Below are 15,950 nucleotides of genomic sequence, written 5' to 3' on the forward strand. Positions count from 1 at the left end.
GTTAGCCGACGATCTTGTTGATCTGGCCGGCGAGCGCATCCATCTCGGCCTGGACATTGCCCGAAACCAGAGCCTTGGAGATGCCGGACTGCAACGCCAGGGTCACCTTGGCGTATTCGGGCGTGATCGGGCGCGCGGTGGCTCCGGTGAAGACCTTCTCCAGGCTTGCCATGAAGGGCTGTTCCTTCTTGACCTTCTCGTCCTGGAACAGGGCCGGGCGTGTCGGGGCCAGGCCGAAGTTCAGCGCGATGCGCTGCTGGGTCTCGGTCGAAGACAGCCAGGTCAGAAGTTCGATCGCGGCTTCACGCTGCTTGGAGTTGGCGTTGACGCCGAGCTGGTAGCCGCCGAGGCAGGCAGAGCTCTTGCCGCCCGGGAAGGACGGCAGCGGTGCCACGCCAACCTTGTCGACGACCTGCGAGGCCTTGGCGTCCTGCGCGATCGGCCAGACATAGGACCAGTTGCGCATGAACATCGCCTTGCCCGACGTGAAGGGCTGGCGCGAGGGTTCCTCGTCCCAGGAGAGCACGTCCTGTGGGCTGATCTTGGTGGTGGCGATGGTGTCGTGCAGGAACTGGATGGCTTCCACCGCGCCCTTCTGATTGATCAGCGACGACTTGCCGTCCGGCGCCAGGATCGCGCCATTGTTGGAAGTGATGATCTCGACCGCGTCGCAGACCAGGACCTCGGCCTGCTTGCCCTGCCAGAGATAACCGAAATCGATGTCGCCGGCCTTCTGCGCAGCCGCGGCGATTGTCGCCATGTCGGCCCAGGTTTCCGGCACCTTGCCGCCATGCTTTTCCAGCACATCCTTGCGGTAGTAGAACATGCCCGAATCCATGAACCAGGGAAGGGCCGTGAGCTTGCCGCCATAGGTACAGGCGTTGAGAGTGCCGGTGAAGTAGGCACTGCGCTTGTCGGCGGGGAAATATTCATCCAGCGGCAACGCCCATCCGGCGGCGGCGAAGCCGGCGATCCAGATCACGTCCTGGCTGAAAACGTCGGGTGTGCCGTTGCGGCGGGCAAGCTGCTGGACAAGCCCCTGATAGACTTCGGTCGAAGAGCTCGGCGGCGGCAGTTCGATGTTCTTGACCAGGATGCGGTCCTGCGATTCGTTGAAGGCCTTGATCAGGTCGCCGAAGGTCTCCTTGCCGAAGAACGCGGCACTGGCGAAGCTGATCTCGGCGCGCGACTGGGCGCGGGCCTTGCGGATGCCCAGACCAGTGCCGAGGGCGAGCGCCGCGGCACCCATCGTGCCGGCGCCGATCAGAAATTGCCGGCGATCGGCGATCGTTACATGACCCACGGGCTTGGTATCGGCGCCCGGCCGTTTTTTCATGTCTGTCATCTTCTCCTCCTAGGGCTGGCAGCCTCCCGATGTTGCGCCAGCATTTTCGCATGGTCTATAAAAATTTTACGCGCGTCAAGATTTAAAATGTTGTATAGCGCCTTTCGAAATCGATCCGTCGCCGTCGCGACGGATCAGGCAGACCGTGACCGAATTGGGAGGTAGACAAGGAAATGCAGGCAAAATCACAAGCCAGGCTTGGCATCGGCGTCATCGGCTGCGGCAACATCTCGATGACCTACCTGCGCAATGCCGCTCTCTTCGGCGGCATCGAACTGCGCGCCTGCGCCGACATTTCGGCCGACATGGCGACGCTGCGGGCGAAGGAGTACGGCATCCGGGCGCTCGGCGTCGATGCGCTGCTGGCCGACCCGGAGATCGATCTCGTCCTCAACCTGACCATTCCGGCGGCGCATTTCGATATTTCGTTCTCGGCGCTTTCGGCTGGAAAGCACGTTTTCACCGAGAAGCCGCTCGCGACCTCGGCCAGTGACGGCCGTCGCCTGGTGACGGAGGCGGCCAGGCGCGGCGTCTTGCTGGGCTCGGCTCCCGACACCTTCCTGGGCGCTGCCGGGCGACGGGCGCGTCGCCTGATGGATGAAGGCGCCATCGGCCGCCCGGTCACCGGGACCGCCTTCATGATGGGGCGCGGCATGGAACATTGGCATCCCAATCCGCAATTCTACTATCAGCCCGGCGGCGGCCCGGTGTTCGACATGGGCCCCTATTATCTGACGATGCTGGTCAATCTCCTCGGCCCGGTTTCCCGCGTCATGGCGATGGCGACGCGCGGCCAGGAGGAACGCCTGATCACGGCGGAGGGGCCATTCAAGAACACGACCTTCAAGGTCGGCACGCCGACCAATGTGCTGTCCCTGCTCGAATTCCGCTCGGGCGCGACCGTCACCTTCGGCGCCTCCTGGGATGTCTTCAGGCATTCCAACCATCCGATCGAACTGCACGGCACGGAAGGCTCGCTGCGCCTGCCCGATCCCGATACGTTCGGCGGCACCGTGTCGCTCTCCGAACGCGGCGCGGAGTGGAAGGATTTCGCCAGCGAGGGCGAACTCTATGGCGCTCGCAACTGGCCTTATGCCGCGCCGGACCGCGCCAATTACCGCATGCTCGGTGTCGCCGATCTGGTGCGTTCTCTGACGACGGGGGCAACGCCCCGCGCTTCCGGCAATCTGGCGCTGCACGTGCTGGAGATCATGGAAGCGATCCTGCATTCGGGCGAGACGAAAGGCTCGGTCGCCATAACAGGCGATGTCGTCCAGCCGGCGCTGCTGAGCGAAGACGAGGCGCGCGGGCTGCTCGCCTAAAGGTCGGACGGAGACGGCGATGACACTGGACCCGGATGCCCTGCACGCCCTGGAAATCGGCCGCGCCGCCGGCGGCGAGCCGTTCGAGAACGGCTGCGTGACTGCGGCGCGGGCCGCCTACGTCGCTTCGTTCCCGACGCTTCAAGGCGAACACGAGCCGGTCGCGGCGACGTCGCAACGGCAGATCGACGGACCGAACGGCCCGGTCACGATCCGCATCCATCGCGGCATCGGCGCGCCCCGGACAGGCGCGCGCGCCGTGCTCTATCTGCATGGCGGCGGCTGGGTCATCGGCAACCTCGATTCACACGACGAGATCTGCCGCTGGCTGGCCAATCTCGGCAACGCCGTCGTCGTCTGCCCAGACTACCGCCTGGCGCCCGAGCACAAATTTCCTGCCGGGCTGGAGGATTGCACCGCAGCGCTTCGCTTCATGGCGGACCATGCCAGCGAGCTCGGCATCGACCCCGCCCGCATTGCTGCCGCCGGCGACAGTGCCGGCGGCAACCTCGCCGCCGTTCTGGCATTGCTTGCCCGTGACGGGCTGGCCCCGGCGCTTGCCGCCCAGATCCTGATCTACCCCAACACCGATGCCGGCCAGGGCGCGGACAGCTACAGACGTTTCGGCCAAGGCTTCGGCCTCACCGCCGCCACCATGGCCTGGTTCCGCGACCACTATGTGCGGACACCCGACGACATCACGGACTGGCGGGTTTCGCCGCTGCTTGCATCAGATCTTGCCGCCGTCGCGCCGGCCTTTGTCGCGATCGCCGGCCACGACATTCTCGCCGACGAGGGCACGGCCTATGCCGAGCGCCTGAGGGCCGACGGAGTACCTGTCGTGCTGCGCCACTGGCCGGGACAGATCCACGGCTTCGTCTCGATGGGCCGCCATATGCTGGCCTCGCGTCAGGCGATCAGCGAGGCGGCTTCCTGGCTGCATCAGCAGACGCGGATTCAAGCCGACTGACGCATCACCAGGGTGGCGCCGAGTTTGACGTTGCGGGCCAGGTCCGGTCTGGGGGACTCGGCCTCGTCCAGCAGGGCCAGCAATATCTCGACGCTGCGGCCGGCCATGGCGGCGAAATCCTGTGCCATGGTGGTCAACGCCGGACAGGTGTAGCGGCTCAGCGGATGATCGTCATGGGCAGCGACCCGGAAGTCGCAATCCGCCCGGCGGCCGATCTTCAATCCGCGCGAGAAAGCAGCCGACATGACGCCGAAAGCCAGACGGTCGTTGGCGCACAACAGCGTGCGGGCCGGCAGGCCGCCCCTCTCCAGCGTCCTGTCCATCCATTCATGGCCGATGCGCTCGAAATCCCAGTTGTATTCGCCCGCCGACTTGAGGACGACAGGTTCGAGACCGGCGGCCTGCATGGTGTCGATATAGCTCTGCAGGCGTTCGCCCGAATTGTGGTTGACGTGCGGGATGTCGACATAGACCGGCGGCTCGCCGGACCGGCAGAGATAGTCGACGATGGTCGACGTGCTCTGGTGGTTGTCGTTGCCGACGAAAGGCGTATCGCCCTCGATGTAGGTATCGAAATAGACGATCGGAATGTTTTCGCTCATCCGCTCGAAGACGCCCGGTTCGGAGACCGAGCCCAGGGGAGCGACGATGGCGCCGGCGACTTTCAACGACATCAGCGTGCTGACCGATTCGGCCTCCAGCTTCGGCGAACCGTGCGAGGAGATGACGATCGGCCAGAATCCTTCGTCGCGGCAGCGCAATTCGATGCGGCTGACCATTTCGGCATAGAAAGGATCGGTGATCGCCGGCACGACGATGCCGACATTGCGGGTGCGCTTGCGGTTCAGATTGCGTGCGAAAACATTGGGCTGATAGTCGGAGGAGCGAAGCGCCGCCTCGATGCGCGCCCGTGTCGCCGGCTTCACGCTGGCGGGATCGTCGAAATACTTCGACAGGGTCGGCCGCGACACGCCAGACGCCCTGGCGAAGTCATCCATCGTGCGGTGAGTCTTCTCCGCCATCGATATTCCGAGCCCCTTTGCCCTTGCTCGCCGATCCTTCCGGTTCAGCCAGAATCAGTCTTGCGGCGGCGGCCGCAGGGCCGCAATGCTTGGCCGAACTTATTCAGTCAAATTTTCGCGTTTCCAATACAATGCAAAAGAATTACGCGCGTCAAATTATTTATTGACGCTCCTAAAAGCGCAACCTAGGTTTTGCTCTCGCACGGACATCAAGGGAGCGCCGGGCCGCTGGCCAGCCGACGGATGGTGAGGACATGAAGAAACTGGTTTGTGCGGGCGAGGTTCTGGTCGAGATCATGGCCGAGCGGATCGGCCAAAGTTTTCGCGCTCCCGGCCCGCTGGTCGGCCCGTTTCCATCCGGCGCGCCGGCGATCTTCATCGATCAGGCGGCCCGGCTCGGCCAGCCTGCAGGACTGATCGCAGCCGTCGGCGATGACGATTTCGGCCATTTGAACATCGAGCGCCTGCGCGCCGACGGCGCCGACATTTCGGCCATCAAGGTCCACAGCGGTGCCGCGACCGGCACAGCCTTCGTGACCTATGAGACCGACGGCAGCCGGCACTTCGTCTACAACATCAAGCATAGTGCCGCCGGCCTTGTCGAGATCGGCGCGGAAGCCCGCGCGCTGCTGGCCGGCGCCGATCATTTCCATGTGATGGGCACCTCGCTGTTCTCGCCGGAGGTGATCGAGGTCGCCCGCAAAGGGATCGAAGCCGTCAAGGCGCGTGGCGGCACGGTCTCCTTCGACCCGAACATCCGCAAGGAGATGCTCGACCTGCCGGGCATGCGCGACGCCCTGCACTTCGTGCTCGCCAAGACAGACGTCTTCCTGCCGAGCGGGCCTGAGCTCTACATCTTCGCCGAGGCAACCGACGAGGAAAGCGCGGTGCGCGAGATGTTGAACCGTGGCATCTCGACGGTGGTCATCAAGAAAGGCGCGCAGGGCGCCGTTCATTACGATCGGACCGGGCGGACCGAATCGCCAGGCTTCATCGTCGACGAAATCGATCCGACCGGCGCCGGAGACTGCTTCGCCGCCGCCTTCGTCTCCTTCTGGTTGCGCGGAGAAGCACCGACAAAAGCGCTCGAGATCGCCAATGGCTGTGGCGCCCTGGCGGTGACGAAGAAAGGCCCCATGGAAGGCATCGCCTCGCTGGCGCAAGTCGAGGCGTTCATCGGCACGACCCGGACCGGGGCGACGGCATGAGCCACGCAACGGACAGGCTGGCCGCCATCGCCAGGCGCCGGGCGGCTGGCGAGCGCGCCGGCATCGCCTCGATCTGCTCGGCCCATCCGATCGTCATCGAAGCTGCCTTGCGCCACGGCAAGGCTCGCGGCGCCGACGTGCTGATCGAAGCCACCTGCAACCAGGTGAATCACGAGGGCGGCTACACCGGCATGACGCCTGGCGATTTCCGCCGCTTCGTCGAGGCGATCGCCGGCGAGGTCTCGTTCCCGCTGGACCGACTGGTGCTCGGCGGCGACCATCTCGGTCCCAATCCGTGGAAACATCTGCCGGCGGCCGAGGCCATGGCCAAAGCCGTACGCATGGTCGATGCCTATGCCGAAGCCGGCTTCACCAAGATCCACCTGGATGCCAGCATGGGCTGTGCCGGCGAAGGCGCGGCCCCGCCGGACCAAACGATCGCGGCGCGCGCCGCGGAGCTTGCGGCAGCGGCGGAAGCAGCTGCCGAACGAACCGGCGGCGCCAGGCCCGTCTACGTCATCGGCACGGAAGTGCCGGTGCCGGGAGGCGCGCAGGAGGCGATGGACCATCTTGCGGTGACGACACCGGAGGCGGCGCGCGAGACGGTGCGCATCCACCACGATGCCTTCGGCCGGCGTGGTCTCGACAAGGCCTTTTCGCGCGCGATCGGCGTCGTCGTGCAGCCGGGTGTCGAGTTCGGCAATGCCGACGTCATCACCTACCGGCCCGAACAGGCCCGCGCATTGACCGGCACGTTGCGGGACCTGCCGCAATTCGTCTTCGAGGCGCATTCTACCGATTACCAGCCGGTCGCGGCGCTATCGGCGCTGGTCGATGATGGCTTTGCCATCCTCAAGGTCGGCCCGTGGCTGACCTTCGCGCTGCGCGAGGCGCTCTACGGGCTGAGCCACATCGCCGACATTCTAGCTCCCGACCCCGCGCGCGAAACCCTGCCGGAGGCGATGGAACGCGTCATGCAGGCGGCACCCGGCAACTGGAAGAACTACTATCACGGCAGCGAGGCCGAGCAGCGCATCGAACGGCATTTTTCCTATAGCGACCGCATCCGCTATTATTGGCCAATGCCGGCAGCCCAGCAGGCAGTTAACGCATTGATGCAGGCGCTGGGCGAGCGCGACATTCCTTTACCCCTCATCAGCCAGTTTCTCGGTCACCTCAGCGGCGCGGTGGCGAGCGGCTCCGTCAGGCCAAAGGCCAGGGATTTGCTGATCGGCGGCGTGACAGAGGTTCTCGACATCTACGCCAACGCGACCGGCTGACCATTACGATCCGGGCACGAGAACCAGGGCCCCCGTCGTGCGCCGGGCTTCCAGATCACGATGCGCGTCGGCGGCGTTGGCGAGATCGTAGCGCGTCGGCGCCTCAGCCTTGATCACGCCTTCCCGCAACGCCTGGAAGAACCTGGCGACGTGGGGGCTGAGTTTTTCCGGCGTGTCGGTGTAGTGGGCGTAGTTCGGCCGCGAGATGGTGAGTGACTTGGAGGCGAAGCGGCCGATATCCCAATCGCCGACCGGACCCGAGGCCTGGCCGAAACTGACGAGATGGCCGCGCACGGCAAGGGAGGCGAGCGACCCGGCGAAAGTATCGTTGCCGACCGCGTCATAGGCGACATCGACGCCCCTGCCCCCAGTCAGACGCATGACCGCATCGGCGAAATTCTCGCTGGAATAGACGATCACATGATGCGCGCCGAGCCGTTCGACGACGCGCGCCTTGTCGTCGCTAGACACCGTCGCAATCACCGTGGCACCGAGATGGCGGGCCCACTGCACCAGCAACTGGCCGATGCCGCCGGCCGCCGCGTGGATGAGGACGATATCGCCCGGCTTCACGGCATGGACATCATGCAGCAGGAAGCTCGCGCTGACGCCCTTGAGCAGGCCGGCGGCGGCGATCTCGTCCGAGATGTCGTCGGACAGGCGGACCAGCAGGTCGGGCGCCATGTTGCGCCGCTCGCTATAGGCGCCGACCGGCGGACAGGCATAGGCGACGCGGTCGCCGGCCGAAAAACCCGACACCGCCGACCCGGCCGCCTCGATGACGCCGGCCGCTTCCATGCCGGGCACGCCGGGCGGCCGCAGCAGATCGAAGAAACCGCTGCGGCAGTAGACGTCGATGAAATTGACGCCGATCACCGTGTGGCGGATCCGCACCTCATCCGGCGCCGGCGGCGGCAGGGCGATATCCCTCAGCCGCAACTCCTCCGGTCCGCCGTAGCGCTCGACGACGATTGCCCGGGTCGTTGCGGAAGGATTCTGGGAGCGTACCGGCAAGGCCTGAGGCACGTCCGCGCGCAGCACCGGGGCGGCAACCGCCCGGGATGCTTCGGCTCTCGCCAGCAAGCCGGCGTTGCGGCGCCGCAGCAGATTGCGCACCGCCGTGAAGCCGGCCCGATAGATGCCTTCGGTGACCAGCTTGACCAGTTCGTCGCGGCGATGGGCCGGTGGACTGAACTCGGAGCGCCATTCCCAGAAGGTGGCGTCGACGTCGGTCACCGGCTTCAGCCTGAGCGAGGCGACATAACCCATGAGCGGCAATGGCGCTTCGAGCAGGCAATAGCTCAGCCGCCGGTCCTTGTCCGACAGCGCCAGCAACTGCTCGCGCAATTCACCGCCATCGTTCAGCCGGAAATGGCGCACCGAGCCAACCGCATCGACCGGGTCACCGCCTTCGATCTCGCTGAAGGCGATCGCAGGATGCCAGCGGTCATGGCCGTTGAAATCGCGCAGGATCGCCCAGACCTCGTCGACCGGCGCATCGATGATGGTGCTCTGGCAGACCTTGACCATCGGCCGGGTTCAGCGTCCAAACCGCTGCTTCAGCGCGGTCAGGGCGGTCTGGAACACGCCGCTGCCGATCTGCTGCATCAAGGCTGCTTCGCGGTCGGGCGCGCAATCGAACTCCGCCTGCCACTCGGCGAGCGTCAGATTGCCGTCGGTGACCGGCGTCAGCGACAATGTGGCGATATAGTTCTCCACCGCCATCGGGCTTTCGAGGATCGCATAGCTGCACGACAGGTCGTAGTCGGACAGCGCCAGCAGCCTTTCGCGGATGCGCCCGCCGTCCTTGAGCGTAAAATTTCTGATGCAGCCGATCTGGTCGGCCTGTGCATTCTGCTCGATGCGGCTTTCAGCGACGAACGGCGCCCAACCGGGCAGGCCGTTGAAATTGCGGATGAGCTTCCAGACTTCGGCAGCGGGCGCGGGGATGACCGAGGAGACGTAGACTTTGGTCATGCGTGCTGGCCGAGGACGATGCGGTGGAGGTTGCGCTGAGGGATATTCCTGTCGCCGCCAGCGCCGCCCCTCATTGTCCTGCCGGACATTTCTCCCCGTATAGAGACGGGGAGAAAGGGGCTGGCCGCGACCTCGGCGCCAACCTTGCAACGCTGGCGACTTGCGAAACCATCAATGACCGCGACCTTCTCCCCGTCCCCATAAGGGGAGAGGATGCCGGCAGGCAGGTGAGGGGCGGCGCAGACGTTCACCTCAATGATCGCGGTCGTCATCGTCGTCCTTGGCGGCCTTGCCCTTGCCCTTCTTGTCGCGGGTCAGGCTGGAAATGTCCTTGGCGTCGCGCAGCACGTCGGTCATGCGGCCGAGCGAACCGCCCTCGATGCCGATCTCCTTCATCAGATTGTCGATCATCGGCGCCTGCACACGGTAGCGCAGGGCGGAATCGATCACCTCGTCGGTGACATTGCGGTTGCCGCCGGTGCCGCCATTGATGCCGTCGACATGCAGGATCTTGATGCCGTCGATCTTCTCCATCGGCTTGACGCTTTCGCGGATGATGCCTTCCATGTGATCGAGCAGTTTTCCGCGCAGGCGCCCGGCGCGGGCTTCATCGGACAGCAGATTCTCGGCTTCGTTGAGCTGGCGATGGCCAGCCGCGTCGACTTCGTAGCGCTGGGCGGCGGCAAGGGCGTGGATTTTCTCCGCCTCGGCCGAAGCCACCGCGGCGATCTTCTGCGCTTCGGCCAGGCTCTTCGCTGCCTTCATCTCGGCATCAGCCGCCGATGTAATGCGCAGCGCCTCGCGCTCGGCCTCGCGCTGCGCGCCGATCAGGTCGGTCAGCTTGCGACGTTCGGCGATCTCGCGTTCGCGGGCGGTGAAGGCCTGTTCCTCGGCCTGGACGGCCTTGGCGCGGACGGCTTCGGAAGCGGCGATCGCCGAGGAGCGCTCCTGCGTCTTCTTGGCGATGTCGATCGCCTTCTGGATTTCTGCGATCTCGATCTTCTGGTCGCGGTCGACACCCATTTGCCTGATGTCGCGGTCCTTGATGAGGCGCGCTTCCTCGATGCCGCGCTCGGTGGTGATGCGGGCGCGCTCGACCTCTTCGCTTGCTGAAATCTCGGCCTCCTCGAAGGCCTGACGCTTGGCGATCTGCAGCGCTTCCAGGTGGCGTTCGCGCTCGATGCGGACCTCGTCGACCACACGCTCCTGGGCAATGCGCGCCGTCTCGGTGGCCTGGTTCTCGACGATCTCGGCGCGGCGCTTCTCCGCTTCGGCCCGGGTCACCTCCAGCGCCTTCTCGGCCAGCGCGATCTGGCGTTCGAGCTCGGCGACCTCCAACAGCTTCTTGCGCTGGATTTCGAGTTCACGCTGCGCCCCCTCGCGCTCGATGCGGGCCTTTTCCAGCGACAGTTCGAGCGCGATCTGCTCGCGCTCGGTCAGTTCGCGCATCTTCATCTCGGTCTCGTCGAGCGAACGGCGGCGCGCGATCTCGCGGCGCTGCGTCTCTTCCTCGCTCTTGATGCGCTCCTGGGTGATGTTGCGTTCCTGATTGAGCCGAGATTTCTCGACCGCTTCGCGCGAGGAGAGCTGTGCCTGCTCGGATTCCTGGTCGCGGAGCGCGCGCTCGATGGCGAGTTCGGACCGTTGCGCGGCGCGGCGGACCTCGACCTCGCGCTCCTGTTCCAGGCGCGCATATTCGGTGTCGCGGTCGATCTCCAGCACCTTGCGCTGGGTGTCGAGGTTCTGGTTGCGGATATCGACCAGCGTGCGCTGTTCGATCTCGTTGCGCATGCGGCGGCGGGTCTCGATCGATTCCGTCAGCTGCGTCAGACCTTCCGCGTCGAAGGCATTGGACGGATCGAAGTATTCGAGGCTGGTCTGATCGAGGTCGACGATGGCGACGCTTTCCAGTTCAAGACCGTTGGCGGCGAGCGACTCCTCGGCGAGCCGGCGCACCTTGGCGGCATAGTCGCCGCGCAATTCGTGCATTTCCTCCAGCGTCATCTGCGCGGCAACGGTGCGCAGCGCACCGGCGAACTTGCCTTCCAGCAGTTCGCGCAGGCTGTCGGGCTGGAGCGTGCGCCGGCCAAGCGTCTGCGCGGCGGCGGCGACCAGCTCGCGACTGGCACCGACGCGCACGAAGAACTCGGCGATCAGGTCGACGCGCATGCGATTCCGGGTGATCAGCGCCAGCGAATCCTCGCGGCGCACCTCGATGCGCAGCACGTTCATGTTGACCGGGGTGATCTCGTGCAGCACGGGAATGACGAAGGCGCCGCCATTGACCACCACCTTCTCGCCCATGAAACCGGTGCGCACGAACGCCGTCTCCTTGGTCGAGCGGCGATAAAGCCAGCGCAAGATGTAGACGGCGATCACCACGACGACCGCGGCAACGATCAGCCACAACAGGAATGCGCCAAAGGTCTGCGCGTCCATGATCTATCCTCCCCAAGACATTGCGGCCGGCGCCAGGCGACCGACAGCAAATTCAAACATCCACCCGCACGGTGGCGAAGTCCAATTCTTCATGCCCGCCTCTGCAGCTTCGGGCCAATGGCGTGGAACGCCGCGATCACCGCGTCGACAAAGGCTGCGTCAGTGATGTTGGCGCGGACGCGCTCGACCTGGCGCAGCGGCGTGCGGCGAACCGTCTTCTCGATCGCCTCGAACAACACGTTGTCGGCTTCCGGATCGTGAAACGGTTGGCCTGGCGCGTCGAGCATCGAGACGCCGCCTTCGGGCAGCAGGAAGCGCACCGGCCCGTTCATGGCGTTTAGCCGCGCGCCGATCCATTCACCGATGGCGCGGTTCTCGTCGCGGGTTGTGCGCATCAGCGTCACGTTCGGATTGTGAACGACGAATTTGCGGCTCCGGAACTTCTCCGGAACGCTGTCGCGCGGACCGAAATTGACCATGTCGAGCGCGCCGGTCGAGCCGACATAGGGCAGTCCTGTGCGGATCGCGGCGCCGAAGCGATCTTCGGTTGCCGGGAACACGCCGCCAACGATCATGTCGGCCACTTCAGTCGTGGTCAGATCGAGGAAGGCAGAGAGCAGCCGGGAATCGCCGAGATGCTCCATGGCGCGCCCGCCAATGCCGGTGGCATGGAAAACGAGACAGTCATAATCGGCCTCCAGCCGTTTGGTCACTGCTTGCACCAGCGGCGTGGTAACGCCGAACATGGTGATGCCGACGGCGGGACGCGCCAGCTTGCGTCTTGCTTCCCACGCCTCGGCATTGGGCAATTGCGCGACCATGCCGGCCATGGCGTGCGCCGCATTGGAGAGCACCTGTTCGGTGATCGAGTTCAGCCCCTGCACGTCGGCGACCGAATGGAACATCATGATGTCGGCGCCGCCGACATATTTGGCGACGTCGCCGGCCGCCACCGTGGACACCATCAGCTTCGGGATGCCGACAGGCAGCGCCCGCATGCCCGCCGTCGCCAGCGTGGTGCCGCCGGAGCCGCCGGCGGAAATTACACCGCCGATGCGCGGCTCGCGCTCGATCCAGCGCGCAAAGGCGTCCGCCATGGCGCTGACCGAACCGCCGCGATCATTGGTGAAAACGGCGGACGAGCCTCGAGCATGCATCCCCGCCACCTGCATGGCAGGCACATCGGCGCTTGTCGGTTTTCCCGAGGTGGACAGGTCAACGGTGCGGACCGGCAGGCCGAGCGCCTTCAGCCGGTCGGCGACGAAACGCAATTCCTTGCCCTTGGTGTCGAAAGTGCCGGCGACCAGCACAGTCCTGCCGATGCGCTCGGCAAACGGGATGGCGAAGACCTTCTTCGGATCGTCCCGCGACGCTGTTTTATCGACTGCCGTCTGGCGCAGTTCGGTGACCGGCACATTCCAGCGGTTTGGCAGTTCGGTGACCGGACGATAGACGCCGTTCTGCGGCTGTGGTTCGGCAGAGCCGGTGCCGGTTCGATCGACGCGATAAACCTCCGCAAGTTGGTCCCTGGCCTGCGCCGCCTCGGCCGGCGTGACAGGCGCCTCTTCCGCATGGCGGCCGACACCAAGCAGCCGCTGCTGGAGCTCGCGATCGGCAGCGAGTGCCCTGGCGTCCATCAGCCGGTTGATGCGGCCATTGACCATGATGGCGACCTGGTTCGACACGGCGGTCGCCACGCCGATGTTCTGCTCGATGACAAGCACCGCCATCTCGCCCTCGGCAGCGAGGTCGATCAGCATTTGCTCGACCTGGTCGACGATGACCGGCGCCAGGCCTTCGGTCGGTTCGTCCATGACCAAAAGCTTGGGGTCGCTGAGCAACGCACGCGAAATCGCCAGCATCTGCTGTTCGCCACCCGACAGCTGCGAGCCGCCATTGGCGCGGCGCTCGGCCAGGCGCGGAAAGGTCTGATAGACGCGCTCGACCGTCCAGGAGGCGTCACGCCTGTTGCCGGCGGCCAGACGCAGATGCTCGTCGACGCTCAGGCTCGGCCAGACGCGACGGCCTTGCGGGACATAACCGACGCCGAGACGATGGATCTCATGCGGCTCGAGCGCCGATATCTCGCGGCCATCGACGCGGATCGAGCCGGACTTCGCCCGCTTCAGGCCGACAATGGTGTTGCAGAGCGTCGACTTGCCCATGCCGTTTCGGCCAACCACGGAAAGGACGCCGCTTTCCAGCGTCAGCGACACGCCCTGCAGCGCATGGCTTTCGCCGTAGAAGACCTGAAGGTCGTCGATGCGCAGCATTGCCCTGGCGACTTTTCCGGGACGCTCAGCCATGCTTGCCCCCGAGATAGATCTCCTGGACTTCCGGATCGGCCTCGATCTCCTGCGGCGTGCCTTCCTTGAACAGCCGGCCATTGTGCATCATCGAGACATATTCCGAGACGCGCAGCGCCACGTCGAGATCGTGCTCGATGATGATGTAGCCGATGTGCCTGGGCAGCGCGTTGAGGATGGCGACGAGGTCGCGGCGCTCGGTCGGCGACAGGCCGGCCGCCGGCTCGTCGAACAGGATGAAGCGCGGCGCGCCGGCCAGCGCCAGCGCGATCTCCAGCTGGCGCTGCTGGCCATGGCTCAGGGTCGCCACCAGCGTGTCGCGGTAAGCTTCCAGATGCACGGCGTTGAGGATCGATTCCGCCTGCACCATGTTGACGTCCGATGTCGCCGGGCGCAGCAGCGAGAAGCGCCGGCGCGAGACGCCGCGGCAGGCGAGAAAGATGGAATCGAGGACGGACAGGCCCTTGAACAGTTGCGATATCTGATAGGTGCGGCGCAGGCCGCGCCGGATGCGCTCATGCGGCGGCAGGTCGGTGATGTCCTCGCCGAAGAAGCGGATGCGCCCCGCCGTCGGCATGAAGTCGCCGGTCACGGCGTTGAACAGCGTCGTCTTGCCGGCGCCGTTGGAGCCGAGGACCGCGCGCCGTTCGCCGGCCGCGATCCTCATGTTGATGCCCGAGAGCGCCACCAGCGCCCCGAAATGCCGCGCCACGCCATCGAGCTCCAGCGCATAGGCGCCGGTGCTCTGGAGACGGTTTGCTGCGAGGCTTTCAGTCACTGGCGGCTGCACTTCAGTTCAGCTTACGGGCAGCTCGGATTGTCGCGGTTGACCGCGCCGAGCTTCATGAACTCGTCTTCGGGAATGCCGAGCGTCTGATTGACCTGCGGCACGACCTTGACCAGCTTGTTCAGGAGATTGCCGTCCGAACCCTCGGTGACCTCGGTCAGGAAGATGTCGGCGATGGCGTTGCGGTTCTTGTCGAGCGACACCTTGCCGGTCGGCGTGTCGAAGGAGAGGCTCGACAGCGCCTCGCGCAGCTTCTTGCCGCCGTCGGAGACATCGCCGCCGACCTTGTCGAGACCGAGCAGCGTCGCCTTCATGTCGACATAGTAGCCATGAGCGAAGAGCGAGGGCGACGGAAACGCGCCCGGCTGCTTCTTGTAGGCCTCGACGAAGGCCTTCCAGGCCGGCGCATCGTTGGTGTCGGCGGTCGGGCCGGCGGACGGCGTGCCCTTCAGCACATCCTTCAGCTTACCCTTCGAGGTCAGCACGGTCTGGTCGACGGTGATCGAACCGCCGATCAGCGGCGCGGTGCCGCCACTCTGCTGGTACTGGGTCAGGAAGTTGACCGCATCAGCGCCGCCGAGCGCGACATAGATGGCATCGACGCCTTCAGGAATGGCGGCGATGACCGACGAAAAGTCCTTGTTGCCGATCGGCACCCAGGATTTTGACGGCACATGGCCGCCAGCCTTGCAGAACTCGGCCATGAAGCCGAAGACCTGCGTGTAGGGGAAGGAATAATCCTCGGCGACAGTGGCGACCTTCTTGTAGCCCTTGTCCTTGAAGGCATAGGTGCCGAGACCGGCCATCCACTGCGCGCCGTCGGTGGAGAAGCGGAAGAAGTTTTCGGCGGGATTGCGCAGCGTGGTGTCCTGCGCCGCCGAGGTGCCGTTGATGAAGGTCACGTTGGGCTGCGTCTTGGCGTAGTCCTTGACGGCGATGCCTTCGTCGCCCGAAAGCGGACCGACCAGCACCTTGACGCCGTCCTGCTCGACCAGCTTGCGCGCGGCGCGCACGGCGCTGTCGGGCGAAGCGTCGGACGAACCCTTGACGATTTCGATCTTCTTGCCGGCCACGGTGCCGTTCATCTCGGCGACCGCGGTCATGGCGCCACGCTCACCGTCTTCGCCGAGCACCGTGAACGGTCCCTCGAAGGTGGCGAGCAGGCCGATCTTGATGGTGTCGTCGGCAGCCAGCGCCATCGAGGGCGCGGTCAGCCCGGTGAACACCGCCAGCGCCAGCACTGTACGTCTATGCATCCTCATGGTTTTCCTCCCGTTGATTTGGTTTTGCAGTT

13 protein-coding genes are annotated in these 15,950 nt (G+C 65.2%); 4 read left to right on the top strand and 9 right to left on the bottom strand.

Annotated features, from left to right (window positions below):
- Position 1: 1 nt before the first annotated feature.
- The gene (locus FFS37_RS19250; protein WP_171026338.1) at positions 2-1,345 is read right to left on the bottom strand and encodes an ABC transporter substrate-binding protein; all 1,344 of its coding nucleotides are present in this window, start codon (positions 1,343-1,345) and stop codon (positions 2-4) included.
- A 173-nt stretch (positions 1,346-1,518) separates the two neighbouring features.
- Here FFS37_RS19250 and FFS37_RS19255 point away from each other — a divergent pair, with 173 nt between their 5' ends.
- Positions 1,519-2,667 (top strand): Gfo/Idh/MocA family protein, encoded by a 1,149-nt coding sequence (locus FFS37_RS19255; RefSeq protein WP_137932547.1) that lies wholly within the window; start codon positions 1,519-1,521, stop codon positions 2,665-2,667.
- Positions 2,668-2,686: 19 nt separating this feature from the next.
- Positions 2,687-3,637 carry an alpha/beta hydrolase gene (locus FFS37_RS19260; RefSeq protein ID WP_137932548.1) on the top strand — a complete coding sequence of 317 codons (951 nt, stop codon included), beginning with the start codon at positions 2,687-2,689 and terminating at the stop codon, positions 3,635-3,637.
- On the opposite strand, the gene FFS37_RS19265 is transcribed toward FFS37_RS19260, so the two are convergent.
- A complete protein-coding gene (locus tag FFS37_RS19265) occupies positions 3,625-4,659 on the bottom strand; it encodes a LacI family DNA-binding transcriptional regulator (RefSeq protein ID WP_137932549.1) in 1,035 nt (344 codons plus the stop codon). The genes FFS37_RS19260 and FFS37_RS19265 overlap by 13 nt on opposite strands.
- 254 nt (positions 4,660-4,913) lie before the next feature.
- Between FFS37_RS19265 and FFS37_RS19270 the strand changes: the two genes are divergently transcribed.
- On the top strand, positions 4,914-5,867 hold the full coding sequence (locus FFS37_RS19270; RefSeq protein ID WP_137932550.1) for a tagatose kinase: 954 nt from the start codon (positions 4,914-4,916) through the stop codon (positions 5,865-5,867).
- Entirely contained in the window at positions 5,864-7,147 is a 1,284-nt protein-coding gene (locus tag FFS37_RS19275; RefSeq protein ID WP_137932551.1) for a D-tagatose-bisphosphate aldolase, class II, non-catalytic subunit, read from the top strand. Before FFS37_RS19270 ends, FFS37_RS19275 begins: the two co-directional genes overlap by 4 nt.
- 3 nt (positions 7,148-7,150) lie before the next feature.
- Here the strand turns inward: FFS37_RS19275 and FFS37_RS19280 are convergent, their stop codons facing one another.
- The 7 genes from FFS37_RS19280 to FFS37_RS19310 all read right to left on the bottom strand — a co-directional run bounded on the left by FFS37_RS19280 (position 7,151) and on the right by FFS37_RS19310 (position 15,918).
- Positions 7,151-8,677 (bottom strand): zinc-binding dehydrogenase, encoded by a 1,527-nt coding sequence (locus FFS37_RS19280; protein ID WP_137932552.1) that lies wholly within the window; start codon positions 8,675-8,677, stop codon positions 7,151-7,153.
- Between the two features lie 9 nt (positions 8,678-8,686).
- Positions 8,687-9,124 carry an SRPBCC family protein gene (locus FFS37_RS19285; RefSeq protein ID WP_137932553.1) on the bottom strand — a complete coding sequence of 146 codons (438 nt, stop codon included), beginning with the start codon at positions 9,122-9,124 and terminating at the stop codon, positions 8,687-8,689.
- Complete coding sequence (locus tag FFS37_RS19290; RefSeq protein ID WP_137932554.1) at positions 9,121-9,396, bottom strand: hypothetical protein; 276 nt, start codon at positions 9,394-9,396, stop codon at positions 9,121-9,123. The genes FFS37_RS19285 and FFS37_RS19290 overlap by 4 nt, the downstream gene beginning before the upstream one ends.
- Complete coding sequence (locus FFS37_RS19295) at positions 9,377-11,563, bottom strand: flotillin family protein (protein ID WP_137932555.1); 2,187 nt, start codon at positions 11,561-11,563, stop codon at positions 9,377-9,379. The genes FFS37_RS19290 and FFS37_RS19295 overlap by 20 nt, the downstream gene beginning before the upstream one ends.
- Positions 11,564-11,652: 89 nt before the next feature.
- A complete protein-coding gene (locus FFS37_RS19300; RefSeq protein ID WP_137932556.1) occupies positions 11,653-13,869 on the bottom strand; it encodes an ABC transporter permease in 2,217 nt (738 codons plus the stop codon).
- Complete coding sequence (locus FFS37_RS19305) at positions 13,862-14,647, bottom strand: ABC transporter ATP-binding protein (protein WP_137932557.1); 786 nt, start codon at positions 14,645-14,647, stop codon at positions 13,862-13,864. The genes FFS37_RS19300 and FFS37_RS19305 overlap by 8 nt, the downstream gene beginning before the upstream one ends.
- Positions 14,648-14,670: 23 nt before the next feature.
- Positions 14,671-15,918, bottom strand: coding sequence for an ABC transporter substrate-binding protein (locus FFS37_RS19310; protein WP_137932558.1), 1,248 nt, complete (start codon positions 15,916-15,918; stop codon positions 14,671-14,673).
- Positions 15,919-15,950: the final 32 nt, after the last annotated feature.

The organism is Mesorhizobium comanense (assembly GCF_005503535.1).
Taxonomy (GTDB): domain Bacteria; phylum Pseudomonadota; class Alphaproteobacteria; order Rhizobiales; family Rhizobiaceae; genus Mesorhizobium; species Mesorhizobium comanense.